The organism is Lapidilactobacillus salsurivasis (assembly GCF_054785215.1).
This window is the reverse complement of sequence record NZ_BAAABI010000010.1, coordinates 21,305-39,269: the sequence shown is the minus strand read 5'-3', so window position 1 is coordinate 39,269 and position 17,965 is coordinate 21,305. Positions and strand designations below refer to the sequence as shown.

Genomic DNA, 17,965 nt, shown 5'->3' with positions numbered 1-17,965 from the left:
AGTCTTCGACCTCTCTGCATTGGCATTCGTCACCGTCAGCGTTCAAGCATCCGCCCAACAATCAACTTAACAGCCAGGCACACGCTTCCAACCCAATCCAAAAAAAGTTTGCTTCCCAGTGTGGGTCGCAAACTTTTTCACGGGCAACTCGAGCATGCATCTATTTATCTTCCACCTGTGACGGTGACACACCGTAATATTTCTTGAAGAGCTTGCTGAAATGATAGGCGTCCTCATAGCCCACCGCCGAAGCGATTTCTTTGACGGTGGTATCGGTTTCATTTTTCAACAGAGCGTGGGCGTTCTTTAAGCGGATCTGGATCAAGTAATTGATCGGGCTCATATCCGTGGCCTCTTTGAAAATCCGTGACAAATAGGCCGGGCTGACGTAATTATCGCGGGCCAACTGCTCCAAGGTAATATCTTCCGTATAATGATTCTCCAAAAAGTAGATCACGCTGTCCACCAGGTGATTCTGCTTTTTTTCTGTTTTAGATAAGAAGGGCTTGATGTAATTCTCCTCGCGGATCGTTAAGCCCCGCAGGATATAGACAAGGATCTCGATGATGATTCCCTTACTGATCAATTGGTAATCCGCGTCTTGTTGGTCGATCTCGCCGACCAATTGCCAAGCTTTGTCAATGATCTTATATTGATACTCACCGATTTCTAGTTGTGATTTCTTCGTGGGAAGGAAATTACGGGGGAGTCCATGGAGGGAAATGTTCTTGATGCCCAAATGGAGTTGGTGGGAATACGTGTCTGGTCGTTGTTGCTCAGCGTGGTGCACGCCTGGATTGAACAGCATGATCTGGCCAGCCTGGACATCGACCCAATGTTCGTCAATGAAGTAGTGGGCTTGACCTTCCAACATGATGCTGATCTCCAGAAAATCGTGACTGTGTAAATTGTAACCACCCGCGACTTTATTCCAGGGATCATAGGCGTAGAGAATCTCAGGATTGAACGTTTTGGCGTCGGCATAACTCATCTGATTGACCCCTTTCAGTTGATATAGGTCTACGTATAACATTGTACATTAATTTGACGAGTATTGACCATTCCAATCTCGAAAAAAACGTTGATAATAGACTCTTGAAGATTGGAGGATTCAAATCTATGAATAATTTTCAATGGATCTGGCAGTATGTCAAAGTTAACCGACGCAAACTGATCATCGCAACGTTCTTGTTCTTGATCAGTACGGCTTTGATTTTAGTCAATCCATATATTATGGGGCAAATCGTCGATCAGGTTATCGATGGCAATAAGGACAGTTTACTCGTGCCTTTCTTGCTGATCATGATCGGAGCGACGCTGGTGCGGACGATCACCCGCTATCTTTACCAACTTTTATTCGAACAAACCGGCCAGAACACCCTATTCGATTTGCGTCAGGATATGTACAAAAAGTTGCAGGAGTTGGATTTCGACTTCTTTAATCACACACGTGTTGGTGACATCATGACCCGGATGACCGGCGATACCGACGCGATTCGTCATTTCGTTTCTTGGGTCAGCTACCAAGTTCTGGAATGCATCTTCTACTTTGTTGTTTCGATCATTATTATGGGCACGATCAACTGGAAACTGACTCTGGCTTTGGTAGCGGTCACCCCAGTGATCTATTTCTTAACTCAGGCAATGGCTCGGGCGCAACACCCGGTCTTCTTCCAAATTCGACAAAGTTTCTCGCGGCTAAATTCCATGGTGGAAGAAAACATCAGTGGTAATCGCGTCGTCAAAGCCTTCGTTCGTGAGGACTTCGAAATCGAGAAATTCAACGAACATAACGAAGACTACAAGAAGCGTAACATGGACGCCGCTAATGTTTCCAAGCGTTTCTTGCCTTGGCAAGATGGGGTGGCCAATAGTTTAAGCGTGATCGCGCTGGTTTTCGGCGGTTATTTGGTCATCAAGGGTGAAATGACGCTGGGTGACCTGGTCGTCTTCAACGGCTACTTATGGATGCTCAATCAGCCCATGCGGATGAGTGGCTGGCTGATCAACGATGTGGAGCGCTTCTTGGCTTCTTGCGTCAAGATTCGGCAAATGCTGGCGGCCAAACCCAAGATTGAAGTTCGCAATGCCAAGAACCAAGTCCGGGTCCAAGGCAAGGTTGAATTTGACCACGTCAGCTTCCATTTCGCTGACGACCCAGAACACCATGTTTTGACCGACATCAATTTCACCGCGCAACCAGGTGAAACAGTCGGCATCATTGGTGAGACCGGCTCTGGCAAAACCACGCTAGTCAACTTGATCGGGCGTTTCTACGATCCGACGAGCGGCACAGTAGCGATTGATGATCGCAACGCCAAGGATTATCCGATCCGCGAATTGCGGGACAATATTTCTATGGTCATGCAGGATGTGTTCCTCTTCTCAAACACGATCGCGGACAATATTTCCTTCGGTCGGCCGCACTTAGACGAACAGTACGTGCAGTCAGTGGCGCGGATCGCGGACGCTGATAATTTTATCGCGAAGATGCCTGAAGGTTATGAAACCGTCGTTGGCGAGCGGGGCGTCGGTTTATCTGGCGGTCAGAAACAGCGGATCTCCCTGGCTCGTGCCTTGGCCAAGGACCCGTCGATCCTGATCCTGGACGATACGACTTCGGCCGTTGATATGGAGACCGAAACCAAGATCCAACAGGAATTAGGTAAGATGACCACCAAGAAGACCACCTTCATCATCGCCAACCGGATCTCATCTGTCCGCGACGCCGATCAGATTCTCTTAATGGAGAAAGGCCGTGTGGTTGAACACGGCACCCATGATGAACTGATGGCGCTACACGGCAAATACTATGAAGTTTTCCAGAAACAACTGGGCTTAGAAAAGGGGGAGCAAGTTGGCAACACGAAATAAATCAAACGTCGATGAAGAACTGACGAAACAGTTCAATTGGCATGATTACAAAAGACTAGCTCACTATTTAAAACCTTATATGACCAAGATCTACCTGATTTTGATCGTGATCATTCTCGCCAATGTCGCCGGGATGTTAGGACCATATTTCACTAAAATCACCATTGATACGATCATCCCCAATAAGGATTATCGCCAATTATGGCTGATCGGCGGCCTCTTTACCGCCTCACTGTTCTTCATTGGCTGGTGTCTGCGCTACCGGATCTACCACATCACCGAATTAGGCCAAGATGTCTTGAAAGATATGCGTTTGGATATTTTCCAGCATTTACAACGCCTGTCCTTCTCCTACTTCGATAATCGGCCCCACGGCAAAATCTTGATTCGGGTGGTCAATTACATCAACACCTTGAGTGATCTGCTGTCGAACGGTTTGGTCAACTTGATTTCCGATGTTTTCAACGTGATCATCACCTTGATCTTCATGTTCGCCATCAACGCGCGTCTGACTTGGTACAGCTTGATCTTGATCCCGGTTTTGGTGATCATGGTCTGGTTTATCCAAGATCGGCAACGGAAAGCCTACCAGATCCTCAGTAACAAGCAGTCCAACTTGAACGCATATATCCACGAAAGTATTTCCGGGATCAAAGTGACCCAATCTTTCGCTCGGGAGAAGGAAAACTTCCGCATCTTCAACGAGGATAACGAAGCCTACCGGACCTCTTGGATGCACGCGGTCAAGATCCAGTTCCTGCTCTGGCCCGGCGTGCAAAATATCGCCGTTTTGACCATGAGCTTGATCTACTTCGTCGGGATCCGCAATATCGGCGTTGACGTTAGTACCGGGACGCTGATCGCCTTCATCGGTTATATCAACAACTTCTGGAACCCCGTCATCAATATCGGGAACTTCTATAATTCGCTGATCACCGCCACGGCCTACTTGGAACGGATCTTTGAAACCCTGGACGAAAAGCCAGAGATCGAAGACCAATCCCAGGCCAAGAACCTGCCTCAAATCCAAGGCCATGTCACTTTCGATCATGTTTACTTCCGCTATGAACCTGGGAAGAATATCCTGACCGACGTGAATTTCCACGTGGACCAAGGTCAATCCGTCGCCTTAGTCGGTCCGACCGGCGCTGGTAAAACCACGATCATCAACCTGTTGAGTCGCTTCTACGATGTCAACGAGGGCGATGTTAAGATCGATGATCATGACGTGCGCGATGTCACCCTGTCCTCGCTCCGGAAACAAATGGGCGTCATGTTGCAAGACACTTTTATTTTCTCCGGCACGATCATGGATAACATCCGTTACGGCAAGCTGGACGCTACCGACGAAGAAGTCGTCGCCGCCGCCAAAATCGTCCGCGCTGACGATTTCATCAGCGAATTGAAAGACGGCTACCAAACTAAAGTCGAAGAACGCGGGAGCACCCTTTCCGCCGGTCAACGACAACTGGTCGCCTTCGCCCGCGTCTTACTGGCTGATCCGCGGATCCTGATCCTGGATGAAGCCACTTCCAGCATTGACACCAAGACAGAAGAATTATTACAATCTGGCTTGCTGGCCCTACTGAAAGGTCGCACTTCCTTCATCATCGCCCACCGTTTATCCACAATCAAAAACTGCGACCAGATTTTCTACATTGATGGTGGCCAGATCATGGAACACGGCACACACGATGAATTGATGCACCAACACGGACTTTATTACCAACTTTACCAATCACAATACGAAATGCTGAAACTGGAGCCCCTAGAGGCATAAAGTTCCATCGCCCCTGCCTGATTTTTTAGGCAGGGGCTTTTGCTTGAGAACAGAGTGCGAACCGACCTGGTCAGCTCCTGAGCATTAGCCTAGTCAGCGTTTTGGGGGCCGGTCTTAGCCCCCGGAACACTGACGTAGCTAAGCGGAAGGAGCTAGGTCGGTGAGCACGTTTCAAAAAAACAGTGCGGAGCGCAACGGATTGACTTCGAGCATTAGCCTAAGAATTGGTTTGGAAGCTGGGCCTTGCTTCCGAGCCAATTCTGTAGCTAAGCACAGAAGTCAGTTGCGCGCAGCACGTTTCAAAACAGAGTGCGAACCGACCTGGTCAGCCCCCGAGCATTAGCCTAGCAACTATTTTGGAGGCTGGTCTGTGCCTCCAGAATAGTTGCGTAGCTAAGCGGAAGGGGCTAGGTCGGTGAGCACGTTTCTATCTTGCCCGCGGCTTGCGCTGCGAGAATCGGGGTGAGCTCGCTGTGGGCGTCACTTTGAGCTTCGCAAAGCCCACGCGAATCTCAAAGCTGAGCCTTGTCCTAAGCGGCGGAGCCGCCAAAAACGCGTTCCACACAACTGCTTTCTGCGCCGATACGCAATTTCACTGGATTGACTGCATCAATCCAGTGAAATCACTAGTCGTGCTCAAAAGCAACCCGTTGTGTTCCACGCTCTCCTTTAATTTCACGGCGATCTCACCCCGATTCTCTCCGCTCCAGCCGCTCATGGTATCTTATTCATTGAAGCACTCACGCCGACTAGCAAGCTGTGTCCAATTGATTCGACGCCACGTTATTGACGACCGTGGCTAGTGGTCCGCAACTCGATATTGGTGACCCCAGGAAAGCTTAGCTGAGCTGCTAAATTTAGTTCTTACTGAATCAACTTCATTGCTTGACGTTGCCATCTCTTCCCCAAAACGAATCATGGTTTGACAGCTGACAGCGAACACGTTTCAAAACCCCAAAAGGAAAGGCGCTGTGACGCCTCAGCGGGGAGCTGTTTCAATTGTGCCCCTGCCTCCCAATCAAAATAAAACACTTATCCTAATTGTAATCAATAGTCGCTTAGATCAAATCGTGCTAGAATAAAAGCAAGATCAATAATGACAAAGTGTCACGGTCAGACGTGTTGGTCGAGGAGGAATTGGCATGTGTACAAGTATTAGTTATATCGCAGAGAATCAACATATTTTCTTGGGTCGGACCATGGATTTCGGCCCCGAATTGAAAGGTCGGCCAGTGGTCACCCCGCGGAATTATGAATGGACGTCCCAATTAGGCGAACATTTCCATTTCGATTATGGTTTTATTGGTATCGGTCGTAAACTTGGCGATTATTTAGTCGCTGATGGCGTCAACGAGAAGGGCCTTGCAATGGCCGAACTCTACTTCGCCGGTGAAGCTGAATATGCCAAACCCGTGTCGGGAAAAGCCGGCCAATTGGCGCCGCATGAATTCATCATGTGGGTTTTAGGTAAAATGGCGAGCATCGCCGATGTTCGCGCATCGATCGATCAAATCAGCTTGGTGGACGCGCCCAGCGCACTTTTGAAAGTGACCTCGCCCCTGCACTTTATTCTCAGTGACTTGAGCGGCGCCACCGTGGTGATCGAAACCAAGGACCAAAGCTTGCAGATCATTGATGACCCCATTAAAGTCATGGCCAACAGTCCTGATTTCAATTGGCACCTGACGAACCTCCGCAATTACTTACCGCTGAATCCACATAGCGCCCCTAATCGCGAAATCAACGGCTACAAGCTGAACGCTTTTGGCCCTGGATCCGGTACGTTCGGCCTACCTGGCGGTTACACCTCACCTGAGCGCTTCGTTCGCGCCAGCTATCTGCTCAGCAACATCGAAGCCGCCGAGACTACCGAGAAGAATGTGGTCAACCTCTTCCGGATTCTAGACAATGTCACGATTCCTCGCGGCGTGAAAATCAAGGATGACGGCAGCGTCGATTACACGCAATATCGTTCCCTTGTTGACCTGACCACCCAAACGCTCTACTTCCAGCCTTACGACTCCCTGCAACTCTACGAGGCGCACTTGACCGAGGATCTGTTGAACAAGTCTGAAGTTACTGAATTGCCTGTGGGTGATGGACTAGGCGCCACGGAATTGAATTGATAAAAAAATCGAAAAGAACCTACCCCCAATCAACTTAAACTTGATTGAGGGTAGGTTCTTTTTTAGAAACGTGTTCACCGATCTAGCTGCTTACGCTTAACTACGCAATGCTTTCGGAGACCAAAAACATTGCCAAGTTAATGCTTGGAAGTTGTTCGGAGTGATGTCCAATTTTTAAGCACACCTATTGTTTATTCCAAATAGATTTCGCGTAAGCGGGTCTGCAGCGCAGCACTAACATCGAGCTGATCCTGCAAGTATTTCGCCAGGCCACCATACTGTTCATCAATCAGCAAGAGGGCGGCGTCAAGATATTCGTTCGCGACCAATCCTAACGAACGCACCGTGGCCTGCAAGACCCGATTACCGCCATTGAGCCGCGTCTCCCGCTCACGCTGAGCTAAGGAATCTTGCAACAACTGATTAGAGTACAAATAATCCTGGCGAATCGTTTCCGCCCCCACACCGAGCACCGTCAGCAAGTAGACCGTGGCCATTCCCGTTCGATCTTTGCCGGCAGAACAGTGATACAATACACTTTCACCGGGAGTTTGATTGGCAGCAAGCAAGGTGAAAAACTGACGATACGCTTGCTGTGCCGTGGGCTTAACGACCATATCGCGATAAGTGTTGATCATATTTTGAAAGCCGGAAAGAGGATCACTATCATATTTGGTCCGCAATTCAACGATATCTTTACTGACCTCAGTTTCATCCACGGGGAAAACCGAGTTGTTGTAATACGCAATTGACTGTGGTAGCCGATCCGGTGCATTCTGACACTCTTGAGGCGAGCGCAGATCAACAACCGTTTTAAGACCATATTGACGTAGCGTTTCTTGGTCCGACGGTGACAGCTTGGCCAACGATCCCGCTCTTAAAAGTTTGTGGGACTTGACCAAGCGGCCAGCCGTTGTGCGATAGCCCCCTAAATCACGGATATTATCCGCCTTTTCCAATTGAATCACATTGACGCTCATTTGAAAACTCCTTTCAACAAGAAAAGACTGATCCAAAACAATCGTGTTCTGTGATCAGTCTCTATTTTTAACAAAGTAATCACTTCGTTGAAAATTATTTACTTGTGACGTTAAGAACCTTGGCGCCTTCTTCGATCTGACCATCTTTGTAAGCACTGATCGCAGCAACATGATCCATGTTGGAAACAACGGTAATTACCGTCGTCCCTTTACCAGCAGCCTTAATTGCTTTCAAATCCATCAGTCCAACTTGTTGGCCTGCATGAACTTGTTGACCAGCCTGAATATTCATCGTAAAGGGTACACCTTTCAACTCAACGGTATCTAGCCCTAAATGAACGATGATTTCTAATCCGGTGGCAGTGGTCATTGTCCAAGCGTGCTTGGTATCCATGACACTCACGATCGTGCCATCAACGGGCGCAACAACTGTCCCCACAGTTGGTTCGATCGCGTAGCCATCACCAACCATCTTTGTTGAAAAGACATCATCTTTCACTGCGCCTAATTGTTCCAATTGACCAGAAACAGGAGCAACAAATTCGCTTGTACCAGCAACAGGAGCTGTTGTCGTTGCTGCTTCAGTAGCAGGAACATCTTCAACAACCGGTGTGCCATCTTCGTTAGTAGCAGCCATGGCTGTCTTAGGAACACCGAAGAAGTAAGTGGCAATGAACCCACCAAGATAAGCGGCCAGCAACCCGAAGACGTAGCCTAACCATTTACCATTCGCGATCAATGGAATCAAGGCAACACCTGAAGGTCCGATCGTAATCGCGCCAACGTTACCGATGGCGCCAATGACCGCACCACCGATACCACCACCGATACAAGCTGTGATGAATGGTCGGCCTAATGGCAAACTAACCCCATAGATCAATGGTTCTCCAACCCCTAGGATCCCAACAGGCAAAGCACCTTTGATCATCCCAGTTAGTTGTTTGTTCTTCCGGCAACGGATCCAAAGCGCGATCGCGGCACCGACTTGGCCGGCGCCAGCCATCGCCAAGATAGGCAATAGTGGCGTGTAGCCAAGATCTTTGATCATTTCCAAATGAATTGGTGTCAAAATTTGGTGTAAGCCAAACATAACCATTGGTAAGAAGAACAGCCCCAAGATAAAGCCTGAGAATGCGCCCCCGACCTTCAAGACCCAGTTGATCGAGCCGACCAGGGAATCAGAAACAGCACCGGCTAACGGCATCAGGAAGAAGATCGTAATGATCCCCGTTGCCAACAGTGTCAGCATTGGTGTGAAAATAATATCGACAGAATCCGGAATATGTTTGTGTAAGAATCTTTCAATATAGGATAATGCCCAGACAGCCAGCAAGACCCCAATGATCCCACCTTGTCCAGCTGACAAAGGTTGGTGAGTAAAGATGTTGGTAATCGTTACTGGTGCGACAACGCCTGGTAAATAAACCAAACCACCGATGATCCCACCTAAACCAGGGGTTGCTTTAAATTCCTTAGCCGCGTTGATCCCGACATAAACATTAAGATAACCAAATAACCCACTATTGATAACTTTCAAAACAAGAATGATCTGCGCCCAATCTTTGCCGATCATTCCAGCCGTTTGCATGTTACCTAAAATCCCGGCGATCCCAGAAATCAGGCCGGCACCAACAAAGGCAGGAATCAATGGAATGAAGATTGCAGAAATATGCTGGAGCGCACGCCGCCACCAAGTTTGCTTTAATTTCGCCTTTTGTTCAGCGTGGACTTGGCTTGCTTTCGCTTCAACAGCGCTCTTGTTCGCTTCATAGCCTTCGCCGTTTGCTGCTTGGTGATGCGCTTGACCCGACTTAGGGAAGGTTTCGCCTAAATCGACCCCCACCTGATCAACCATTGCCTGAGCAACTTTGTTAACAGTGCCTGGGCCAACAATGATCTGCAAGGTATCCTCTTGAACAACACCGAGGACGCCAGGAATCTTCTTCAGGGCATCCATATCAACCTTGCTCTCGTCACGGACGGTGATCCGCACACGAGTCATACAGTGGATCAACCGTTCAACGTTCTCGGGACCGCCAATATGCTTGTAGATCTGGTCACCGATGGTTGAATATTTATCTTGAGCCATTATTACTCCTCCTTACTCAATTCAACTGCTTTACTAATAAAACCATCTGCACGTTGCAAAAGTGCCTGCGCTTGCTCTTTAGCGACACCCGTCATGGTCATGACGATTGCTAATTTCACGTCATGATCGGCGGCGGCAAAAGAGGTCGCAGCAGTTTGCGCGTCGCATTCTGTTGCTTGCTGAATAATACGTTTGCTACGCTCAACCAATTTCTCATTGGTCGGCTTCACATCGACCATCAAGTTTTTATAGACTTTGCCTATACCAATCATAGCACCTGTGGACAACATATTTAAGACTAATTTTTGTGCAGTACCTGCCTTCAACCGAGTCGATCCGGTCAAGATCTCAGGTCCAACAGGGACTTCGATCGCAATTCCCGCATGTTCACTGATTGACGCACCGGCGTTGCAAGAAAGGCTAACGGTCGCCGCGCCAATTTCCTTCGCATAGTCCAATCCACCAATCACATATGGTGTCCGTCCACTAGCGGCGATCCCCACAACTGTATCTTTCGCTGAAAGTTGCCGTTCTGCTAGGTCTGTCGCCCCTAGTTCTAAGGAATCCTCAGCACCTTCGACCGCGATCGTCATGGCCTTGGCACCACCTGCGATCAATCCTTGCACCATCTCAGGTTCGATGCCAAAAGTTGGGACGCATTCGGCCGCATCAAGAACGCCTAAACGACCACTTGTCCCGGCACCCATGTAAAATAGACGACCACCATTTCTAAACGTGGTGGTAATCGTGGTAATGGCCTGCTCGATCACTGGTAAAGCCTGTTCAACGCTCACGGCAACAGTTTGGTCTTCCTGATTCATCACTGTGACAAATTCATGAACAGACATCGTGTCTAAGTGCATCGTTTTCTTGTTTCTTGTTTCTGTGGTGAGATTTCCTAAGTTCATTTAAACCGCTTCTTTCATTCTTGATTCAAGAAAAGTATGGCTTGCCCGGCACCAATAAAAGGTAAAAGTGCTAAATCAGACTGGGCGATCTGTCCGATCACATTGACTCGTGGATCACGCGGCAAATCACGGCGCGTGATCTGCAATTCCCCTGCGTAGCGTGCATAATGCTGATTATCCAGCGTGATGCTCCCGCGTACTCGGGTCTTCGCCGGAATCGGCGTCGTCTCAAACAATTGAGCGACGCGACCTTCCTGTAGTCTGATGACATCCCGCGCAACATCAGGACGATTATGCCAAACACGTTGAGATAATCCCTCGGGCCCCGTTGCCAAATGAAGGGCAATCGAACCCGTTTCCGCGAACGTCCGAAAAGCTTGTTGACTCGTTGCCGTCAATCCAACATCACCAACATAAACGCGGTCTGTCCCTAATTGAAGAAGATCCAACGCCGCTACAAACGGTTGTTGCTCACGGTGTTCTTCTAGTGTTGGCAACCCAGCGAAAATAGGGCCCCGTTGATTTAGATCGCCGGGAATGAAAGCCATTGTTTTGAACCCACACGTGTGTAACCATTGATTCTTTGTTTCAAACCAATATCGGTCTAGACCAGTTTCCGGTCTTGGATAATAATTATGCCAAGCTTCCAGATGTTCAAAGTTGGCCTTGTTTGCCTGTAACTCCGTAATATCTGCCGCCGATAATGTGCTAGCATTCAACGCAATCATCATTGCCCGCGAAAGGCGGGCGACAGTTGCCATTTCAACGCCATCATCGATTCGTAATCCGGTCAACTTCAATGAAGCCACCGCTTGAACATCACCAACATCGATATTCATGCGGGCCAGCCCGACCTGTGACACATCAGCCACCACGGTCAAATCCAGCTCCGCACACCAATCAACCAAGGTCGCCAACCGCTGCCGTAACACCTTTGGATCGTCTTCAGGAATATGAAGTGAGGTGAACACGCCAGTAAATCCAGCCGCATGATATGAGCGGATCTGAGCGTGGATCTGATTATCTAGGGGCTGGTTTAAATAAACTGAAAAGCCAAGCAAGCTATCCCTCCTTAACTTAAGTGATCTATCAGAATCGACCTACCAAAAAAATAATAACAGTCTCGCAAATCTTGCTAATAATAAATCAAGTCATAGAATTGTAAGCCTTTTCCAACAACACCATCATAAGCCAGTTTAATATTAATTTCAATAGTTTTTATCTTTTTTTGAAAAAAAGTTTCATGATTTCCGCAAAAAAAGACCTACTCACCTTGTGATTGCTAAACAAGATGACAGGTCAAATACTGTCACGGCGCGACTTGTCGCTGGGCGGCTGGAGCGACGTAATTAGTGTAGACCGCGGCGCATCGTTTGTTTGTACTCAGTAATAGCGTCATAGGAACGTTCCACGTTTTCTTTTGCTTCATCGTAAAAGCGGCTGACAAACGCGTAATAAAGAATATCGATCAGCATGAATTGAGCATGAAGCGATTGTGTGGCGGCAATTCTTAAATTGCTTTCCATTGGTTGTGAGGTTTGGATTGAGATATCAGCCAATTTGGATAAGGTGTTATTCCCGATCTTTGTCATCGTAATCACTGGCAATTGGGCCCGCTTGGCGATTCGAGCCGCCATAATGACCTCTGGTGATTCGCCGGAATTGGAAACCAACCAGACCAAGCTCTTCTTCCGATCAGCGGTCACGGCCAGGGGCAAGATTTGGTTCAGATCATCGCTGCAAGTGCAAGCATAGCCCAGTCGGGTCCATTTCTGGGCAATATCCTCGGCAGCCAAGTAAGACGCGCCGACCCCAAAAAGCAACAGCTGATAAGAACGGGAAATCTGCTTGATCAACTGATCAACAACTTCCGGTCGAATCTGGTCGACAGTCTCCCGTAATGATTGCTCCGCATTATTCAACAGCTTCGATTTGATGGAATGAAGGCTTTCGTTGCGCTGAATTTCCTTATATAATTCGGGCTGAAAGTTGGTGGTCGATAAATCTGAAGATAGCTGGATCTTTAGCTCACTATACCCTGAAAAATTCAGTTTTCGCGCAAAACGGCTGACTGTCGCGGCGCTAGCGCCCGAAGTCGCGGCCAGATCTTGGACGGTCATCTTCAAAACCTCATCCGGATGCGCTAACACATAATCGGCGATTTGTCGCTCGGTGGCCGATAACTTACCCTGCATTCCTTGAATATTACCTTTAACTGACATATATATTTCCTCTCTAACAACGGGCTCGTGTCCAACTGAAACACGTACGAACTTCACATGATTGTATCATACCCCGAATACCGCGGTTAGAAAAGGAAAAATAAGATAGCGCATGGGTCATTTTGCGCCGCTTGATTACTTGAGGGTATGCCCACTCAGCGAATTACGCAAAAAGTAAAATAATTTCCCAGTCAAAAATCGGTATATACCAATATTGATTTCCCCGACACCTTCCAGCAACTAGCTTGTCTTCGCTTGGAATCGCCGCACCTAAACCAGTTATCCTTTTTGGGAGCAGGTGGGCGTTCGAACGCCTTTATTTCAAGTATTACAGCGGTTTCTCAACTGATTCTGGTGTATAATGTTTTTTGTAAATAAGCTGTCTCTGCGGTCGGATCAAATGCCACCGCTGGCAAAAATCAACGAAGGAGATTATTGATTATGACAATGCGACAATTAGGCTTATCGATTTATCCTGATCACAGTACCTTTGAGGCGGACAAAGCCTATTTAGAACTGGGACACAAATATGGTTTCAGCCGGATCTTCATGAGTATGTTGGAAATCAAAGGCTCAGTTGAAGAAACTAAAAACAAATTCCAAAAGATCATTGATGTGGGCAATGAGTTGGGCTACGCGACGGTTCTCGATGTGGCGCCACGGATTTTCGAACAACTGGGAATCAGTTATGATGATTTGAAATTCTTTAGCGGCTTACACGTGGCTGGGATCCGTCTTGACGAAGGGTTCAACGGCGCGACTGAGGCGATGCTGTCTTATAACCCTTATGGCTTGATCGTTGAATTGAATATGAGTAATAATGTTGATTACCTCAACAACATTATTAGCTACCAAGCCAACACGCCATTCCTTTATGGCTGCCATAATTTCTATCCGCAAGTCGGCACCGGTTTGCCTTACGATTTCTTTATGGCATGTACCGAACGCTTCCGCAAATTTGGCATCCATACCGCCGCTTTCGTTGCCAGCCAAGTCGGCGACCAAGGTCCTTGGAATGTTAATGATGGCTTGCCTACTTTGGAAATGGATCGCCGTTTGCCAATCGAAGTGCAAGCGAAGCATTTATTCGCCAGTGGTGGCATTGATGATGTGATCATTGGCAATGCTTACGCTTCTGAGGCTGAATTAGCAGCCTTGGCGCGGATCGATCGCTATCAAGTTCAATTCCACATTGATTTCGTGGATGCGGTCAATGACATTGAAAAAACCGTGGCGTTGAAGCCGCAACATTTCCGTCGTGGCGATATGAACAGCTTAGTGATTCGTTCGACGATGCCGCGGGTTACTTACAAAGATGTTCCCAACGCGCCGCATGATAACACTGAAGAATTCCAACGCGGTGATATTCTCGTCGGTAATGATGACTTTGGGATTTACAAGAACGAGCTCCAAATCGTGCTCGAACCGCACAAAGAACCACGCAAGAACAAAATCGGCAGTATCTCACCTGAAGAACTGATTTTGCTGGACTTCATCAAGCCTTGGAGCAAATTCCGCTTCATCGACTAATTGATCACAATTTCCAACCCCAGAAATTTTGGGCCCTAATTTCTCACAAAAGCTGACCACTGCCGCTTCATTTGGCGGTGGTCAGCTTTTTTTGGTCTCGTTTGCGACTGATTTGAGTTGGCATTCGACAACATCATTCTGGTGTGGATTGCGGCGATGAGTGGAAGCAAATTGGCGCGATGATTGCTTGCGCAAACCCTAATTTGGTCGCGCTTAACAACCGCAATCACTCAATCCAGATAATTTGACCGGTAGAATTAAAAAATATTTTTATCACTCAAAACCATTGGAAAAAGAGGAGGAGTGTGATAGGATGAACATAGAAAAACCAATTATTTTCCAGTGTCACCCCAGTCATTTGAAGCGGAACGTCTTGGCGCAGGGCGCGTCAATCAGGGCTTGATTTCGCAGCAGGTGGGCTGGTGTCAATCTGAAGGAGTGAGTCTCAAATGAAACGAAGGACAAAACTTGGGTTACTTGGGTTCATGCTAGTGGTTTTGCTCAGTCTCTTGATTGGGCCTAATCTGATTCATGGCAAGGAGGATCAGGCTGTTTATTTGAAGGATCTAACCTTCTTAAAGGCGGCGGACGATCAAATGGTGAATGAACAGTTCATTCGCCAGGAAATCGGCGAGGTCAATTCGCAGGTCAGTCGCAGCCATCCCTTGAACAAGAATGGCGAGAGTAATTTCCTGAAGCCTGGTACAAAGTTATTTTTGTACGCGCCAGACAGCAGCAGTGATGAAGGCGCAGGATTCTACGGGGCGGTTTATCGCGATCGTCAGGGGCTGCACCTGTTAAGTTGTCACTCATCGAAGGAAAATACACGGCAGTTCTATCATCTTTACAGCAAGTATTTGCACGTTTCCTATCAAGACTTTGTCACAAGTCTGCAGGAAGGACAGGGGCTCATTCGCCAGCATTAACCGCGCGAACAACCAACCAGTTGAAATCACTCAACAGTCGAACATCGTCAGATGGTCGGCTGTTTTTTTGTTGTCCCGCCTACCTGTCTAGACCGCCAAAGTCGATTCTTGTCTGCTTTTTGGCGGACAGGCCAAGACTATCAATTGCTTCCCGGCAACAACGATTCTAAGATGACACTGTCTAAAGGTTGGCGCCTGCCAACCTTGACCAATCCATGGATTTTTTCGGATTTTATCGGTAAGACGCCTGTCTTCGGGGGGAGTCAGACGTCTTTTCTATGTTAAGGGGGAATTTACCATGAAAAAAAGAACATGTACCCATCGTCAGTGTTGGTCGCTGTTGGCCGGCGCCTTGCTAGTCACAGGTAGTTGCCTTCAGGCGCCAGGTCTACTCGTTCACGCCGCGAATACAACAGAAGCGGCTACGGTTGTCCCGGCGACAACACCAACTTCAGCGGCAACAACTGGTTCAAGCCCAACAAGCACGACCACAACTTCGGCCACGACGACCACTTCGGCCGCAACACCTACACCGACGACATCGGCTGCTTCGTCTGGATCGGTTACAACGGCTACAACGACAAGTTCACCGACACCGACTGCACCAACCCAAACTTCACCAACGACGCCAGGTTCACCCACGCCGACGACATCACCGACAACCGCGACGACCACTTCGGCCGCAACCACCACAACGACAGCTTCGGCCACTCCAAGTTCTCCGGCCACCGATACGTCTCCTGCCGCCGACGCGAATGAGCAGCCAGTTCAATTCGCAGACGCCAATTTAGCGGCGGCCATGGCGGCTGCTTTTGGTGTCAAGGTCAATCAACTTACCCCAGCTGTTGTCGCCGCGCGCACTGGCTCGGTCACTATTACCTCAACCATCCCGCTCACTTCTTTAAGTGGCTTGGAGGTGCTGCAGAAATTGCCGGCAGCCACGAACTTGGAGTTCACCGCTCAAATCGCGATTCCCGCGCAACGCAACGCCAGCTACGATTTTAGCCCCTTAGCGAAAATCAGCTTCAACATGTTGTCCTTACGCAGTCAATACTGGGGGCTGCTCAATGATCAATCGACGTTAAGCCTGACGCAGGGCGCCGCAAATTTGATTTCCTACATCGAGTTGACTGGGAACATTGCCGCCGCTGGCCAACCAGAAACCATGTATCAAGCCAATCCTAATGGGCTCAATAATCATCAACTAGCGCTGCTTGGTCCCTGGTTGACCACGATCGCGAATAACGGTCACGCCGATCCAGCCAATGAAATCAGTCTTTCCGACAATTCGTTGACTGATTTCAGTCCGTTGAAAGGTATCACTGCCAGTGACGCTTACGTTTTCGCAGTTGGCCAGGGCTATCTCAACCCCACACCACTGAATGGCGTCGTCGGTCAACCTTTGACGTTTACCGCCAACGAGGTGGTGGGCATCGATGGGCAGGTGATCAATCATACCCCTTACTATTCGTTCAACGCTAGCGCCGATCACTCCTTGACTGCCATCAATTACCTAGGCAACGGCCAATATCAAATCACTGATCCCGTGCCTTTAACTGACAATCAGGTCCACGAATTCACCTACGGCTACCTCGGCTACCTCCGCGATCCCGAGGCGGTCAATAGCGCCTATATCAATCTGACTTACCCCAACAAAGTTCGGCTGAGTTATGACGGCATGATCTACCGGCCAATCAACTGGCAAGCTAATCCCACGGTGACCATCAATTATCTGGATGAAACTGGTCAACCCATTCAACCTGCGCAAACTCTTGGTCAAGGTCAGAAAATTGGCGCCGCCTTCGATCTACGGCCCAACGCACAAGTTGCCGGCTATCAATTCGACGCTACTAAAAGTGGCGCCTTGACTGGCACATACAGTCAAGACCCGCAAGCGGTTGACCTTTATTTCCAGAAGACGCCGGCGCCGAGCAAGCAACCTGCCAGCATCAAACCTCAGACACCGACACCAGCCGAAAAGCCGACCAACATCAAGCCACAAACACCTGTGCCGGCCAAGCAACCTGGCAAGGTTGTTCAGGCTAAGAAAAACGGCGTGAAGAAAGTTGGTCCTAAGAACAGCGCGGCCACACCGCTCAAGCATGCAAGCCGACCCGTCATGCCCGGCCGACAAATCAGCCTAGCGCCAGTGAAGACCAGCAACCAGACAACCATAACGCCAAGCGGCACCAAGCACGGCACCCTACCTCAAGCCAACGATTCAGTCAATCAATGGGCGCAACGATTGTTGGTCACTTTAGGCAGCGTTGGGCTATTAGGAGCGTTGCTATTGTGGCGGCGACAAAAACGGGCAGCGCGTCACTAAATTTCTATGATTGAAAAAAGCTAATGGCTTGACGCCGTTAGCTTTTTTTACGTCAATTTGGACACAAACTGAGCGCAGTTCGGATTTTTCAAGTAAAACACGAACTATTATTTTGTAAATTATTAAATAGTTTGGATTTTACGTTGATTTATTGGCCGCTTTCAGCTATTATAAAATCATCACATTGAAAAGGGGAACAATATT

General features: G+C 48.5%; 12 protein-coding genes. 6 read left to right on the top strand and 6 right to left on the bottom strand.

Going from position 1 to position 17,965, the window contains the following annotated elements; translation table 11 throughout:
- Positions 1–160 precede the first annotated feature (160 nt).
- Complete coding sequence (locus tag ACYVSB_RS10805) at positions 161–991, bottom strand: helix-turn-helix transcriptional regulator (protein ID WP_461219366.1); 831 nt, start codon at positions 989–991, stop codon at positions 161–163.
- 128 nt (positions 992–1,119) lie between these two features.
- On the opposite strand from ACYVSB_RS10805, the gene ACYVSB_RS10800 reads away from it, so the two are divergent.
- The 3 genes from ACYVSB_RS10800 (at position 1,120) to ACYVSB_RS10790 (ending at position 6,780) form a co-directional block, all read left to right on the top strand.
- Positions 1,120–2,874 (top strand): ABC transporter ATP-binding protein, encoded by a 1,755-nt coding sequence (locus tag ACYVSB_RS10800; protein WP_461219365.1) that lies wholly within the window; start codon positions 1,120–1,122, stop codon positions 2,872–2,874.
- Positions 2,858–4,654, top strand: coding sequence for an ABC transporter ATP-binding protein (locus ACYVSB_RS10795; protein WP_225422148.1), 1,797 nt, complete (start codon positions 2,858–2,860; stop codon positions 4,652–4,654). Before ACYVSB_RS10800 ends, ACYVSB_RS10795 begins: the two co-directional genes overlap by 17 nt.
- A 1,142-nt stretch (positions 4,655–5,796) precedes the next feature.
- The gene (locus ACYVSB_RS10790) at positions 5,797–6,780 is read left to right on the top strand and encodes a choloylglycine hydrolase family protein (protein WP_461219364.1); all 984 of its coding nucleotides are present in this window, start codon (positions 5,797–5,799) and stop codon (positions 6,778–6,780) included.
- Between the two features lie 191 nt (positions 6,781–6,971).
- On the opposite strand, the gene ACYVSB_RS10785 is transcribed toward ACYVSB_RS10790, so the two are convergent.
- From ACYVSB_RS10785 to ACYVSB_RS10765, 5 genes are all read right to left on the bottom strand, one after another.
- Positions 6,972–7,760, bottom strand: coding sequence for a tyrosine-protein phosphatase (locus ACYVSB_RS10785; RefSeq protein WP_461219363.1), 789 nt, complete (start codon positions 7,758–7,760; stop codon positions 6,972–6,974).
- A gap of 94 nt (positions 7,761–7,854) precedes the next feature.
- Positions 7,855–9,849, bottom strand: a complete 1,995-nt coding sequence (locus ACYVSB_RS10780; protein WP_461219362.1) for a glucose PTS transporter subunit IIA — start codon at positions 9,847–9,849, stop codon at positions 7,855–7,857.
- A 2-nt stretch (positions 9,850–9,851) separates the two neighbouring features.
- The gene (gene murQ, locus ACYVSB_RS10775; protein WP_461219361.1) at positions 9,852–10,757 is read right to left on the bottom strand and encodes an N-acetylmuramic acid 6-phosphate etherase; all 906 of its coding nucleotides are present in this window, start codon (positions 10,755–10,757) and stop codon (positions 9,852–9,854) included.
- Positions 10,758–10,771: 14 nt separating this feature from the next.
- The gene (locus tag ACYVSB_RS10770; protein ID WP_461219360.1) at positions 10,772–11,818 is read right to left on the bottom strand and encodes a DUF871 domain-containing protein; all 1,047 of its coding nucleotides are present in this window, start codon (positions 11,816–11,818) and stop codon (positions 10,772–10,774) included.
- 288 nt (positions 11,819–12,106) lie between these two features.
- Positions 12,107–12,979 (bottom strand): MurR/RpiR family transcriptional regulator, encoded by an 873-nt coding sequence (locus ACYVSB_RS10765; protein WP_461219359.1) that lies wholly within the window; start codon positions 12,977–12,979, stop codon positions 12,107–12,109.
- 441 nt (positions 12,980–13,420) lie between these two features.
- Here ACYVSB_RS10765 and ACYVSB_RS10760 point away from each other — a divergent pair, with 441 nt between their 5' ends.
- From ACYVSB_RS10760 to ACYVSB_RS10750, 3 genes are all read left to right on the top strand, one after another.
- Positions 13,421–14,509, top strand: a complete 1,089-nt coding sequence (locus ACYVSB_RS10760) for a DUF871 domain-containing protein (protein ID WP_461219358.1) — start codon at positions 13,421–13,423, stop codon at positions 14,507–14,509.
- A gap of 449 nt (positions 14,510–14,958) precedes the next feature.
- Positions 14,959–15,435 carry a hypothetical protein gene (locus tag ACYVSB_RS10755; RefSeq protein ID WP_461219357.1) on the top strand — a complete coding sequence of 159 codons (477 nt, stop codon included), beginning with the start codon at positions 14,959–14,961 and terminating at the stop codon, positions 15,433–15,435.
- Between the two features lie 298 nt (positions 15,436–15,733).
- Entirely contained in the window at positions 15,734–17,761 is a 2,028-nt protein-coding gene (locus ACYVSB_RS10750) for a MucBP domain-containing protein (RefSeq protein ID WP_461219356.1), read from the top strand.
- Positions 17,762–17,965 lie beyond the last annotated feature (204 nt).

Excerpts from the sequence above, each read along its gene's own strand:
- ACYVSB_RS10805 (WP_461219366.1), bottom strand. The coding sequence starts at position 991 with ATGAGTTATGCCGACGCCAAAACGTTCAATCCTGAGATTCTCTACGCC.
- murQ (WP_461219361.1), bottom strand. The coding sequence starts at position 10,757 with ATGAACTTAGGAAATCTCACCACAGAAACAAGAAACAAGAAAACGATG.
- ACYVSB_RS10755 (WP_461219357.1), top strand. The coding sequence starts at position 14,959 with ATGAAACGAAGGACAAAACTTGGGTTACTTGGGTTCATGCTAGTGGTT.
- ACYVSB_RS10750 (WP_461219356.1), top strand. The coding sequence starts at position 15,734 with ATGAAAAAAAGAACATGTACCCATCGTCAGTGTTGGTCGCTGTTGGCC.
- ACYVSB_RS10780 (WP_461219362.1), bottom strand. The coding sequence starts at position 9,849 with ATGGCTCAAGATAAATATTCAACCATCGGTGACCAGATCTACAAGCAT.
- ACYVSB_RS10765 (WP_461219359.1), bottom strand. The coding sequence starts at position 12,979 with ATGTCAGTTAAAGGTAATATTCAAGGAATGCAGGGTAAGTTATCGGCC.
- ACYVSB_RS10785 (WP_461219363.1), bottom strand. The coding sequence starts at position 7,760 with ATGAGCGTCAATGTGATTCAATTGGAAAAGGCGGATAATATCCGTGAT.
- ACYVSB_RS10800 (WP_461219365.1), top strand. The coding sequence starts at position 1,120 with ATGAATAATTTTCAATGGATCTGGCAGTATGTCAAAGTTAACCGACGC.
- ACYVSB_RS10760 (WP_461219358.1), top strand. The coding sequence starts at position 13,421 with ATGACAATGCGACAATTAGGCTTATCGATTTATCCTGATCACAGTACC.
- ACYVSB_RS10790 (WP_461219364.1), top strand. The coding sequence starts at position 5,797 with ATGTGTACAAGTATTAGTTATATCGCAGAGAATCAACATATTTTCTTG.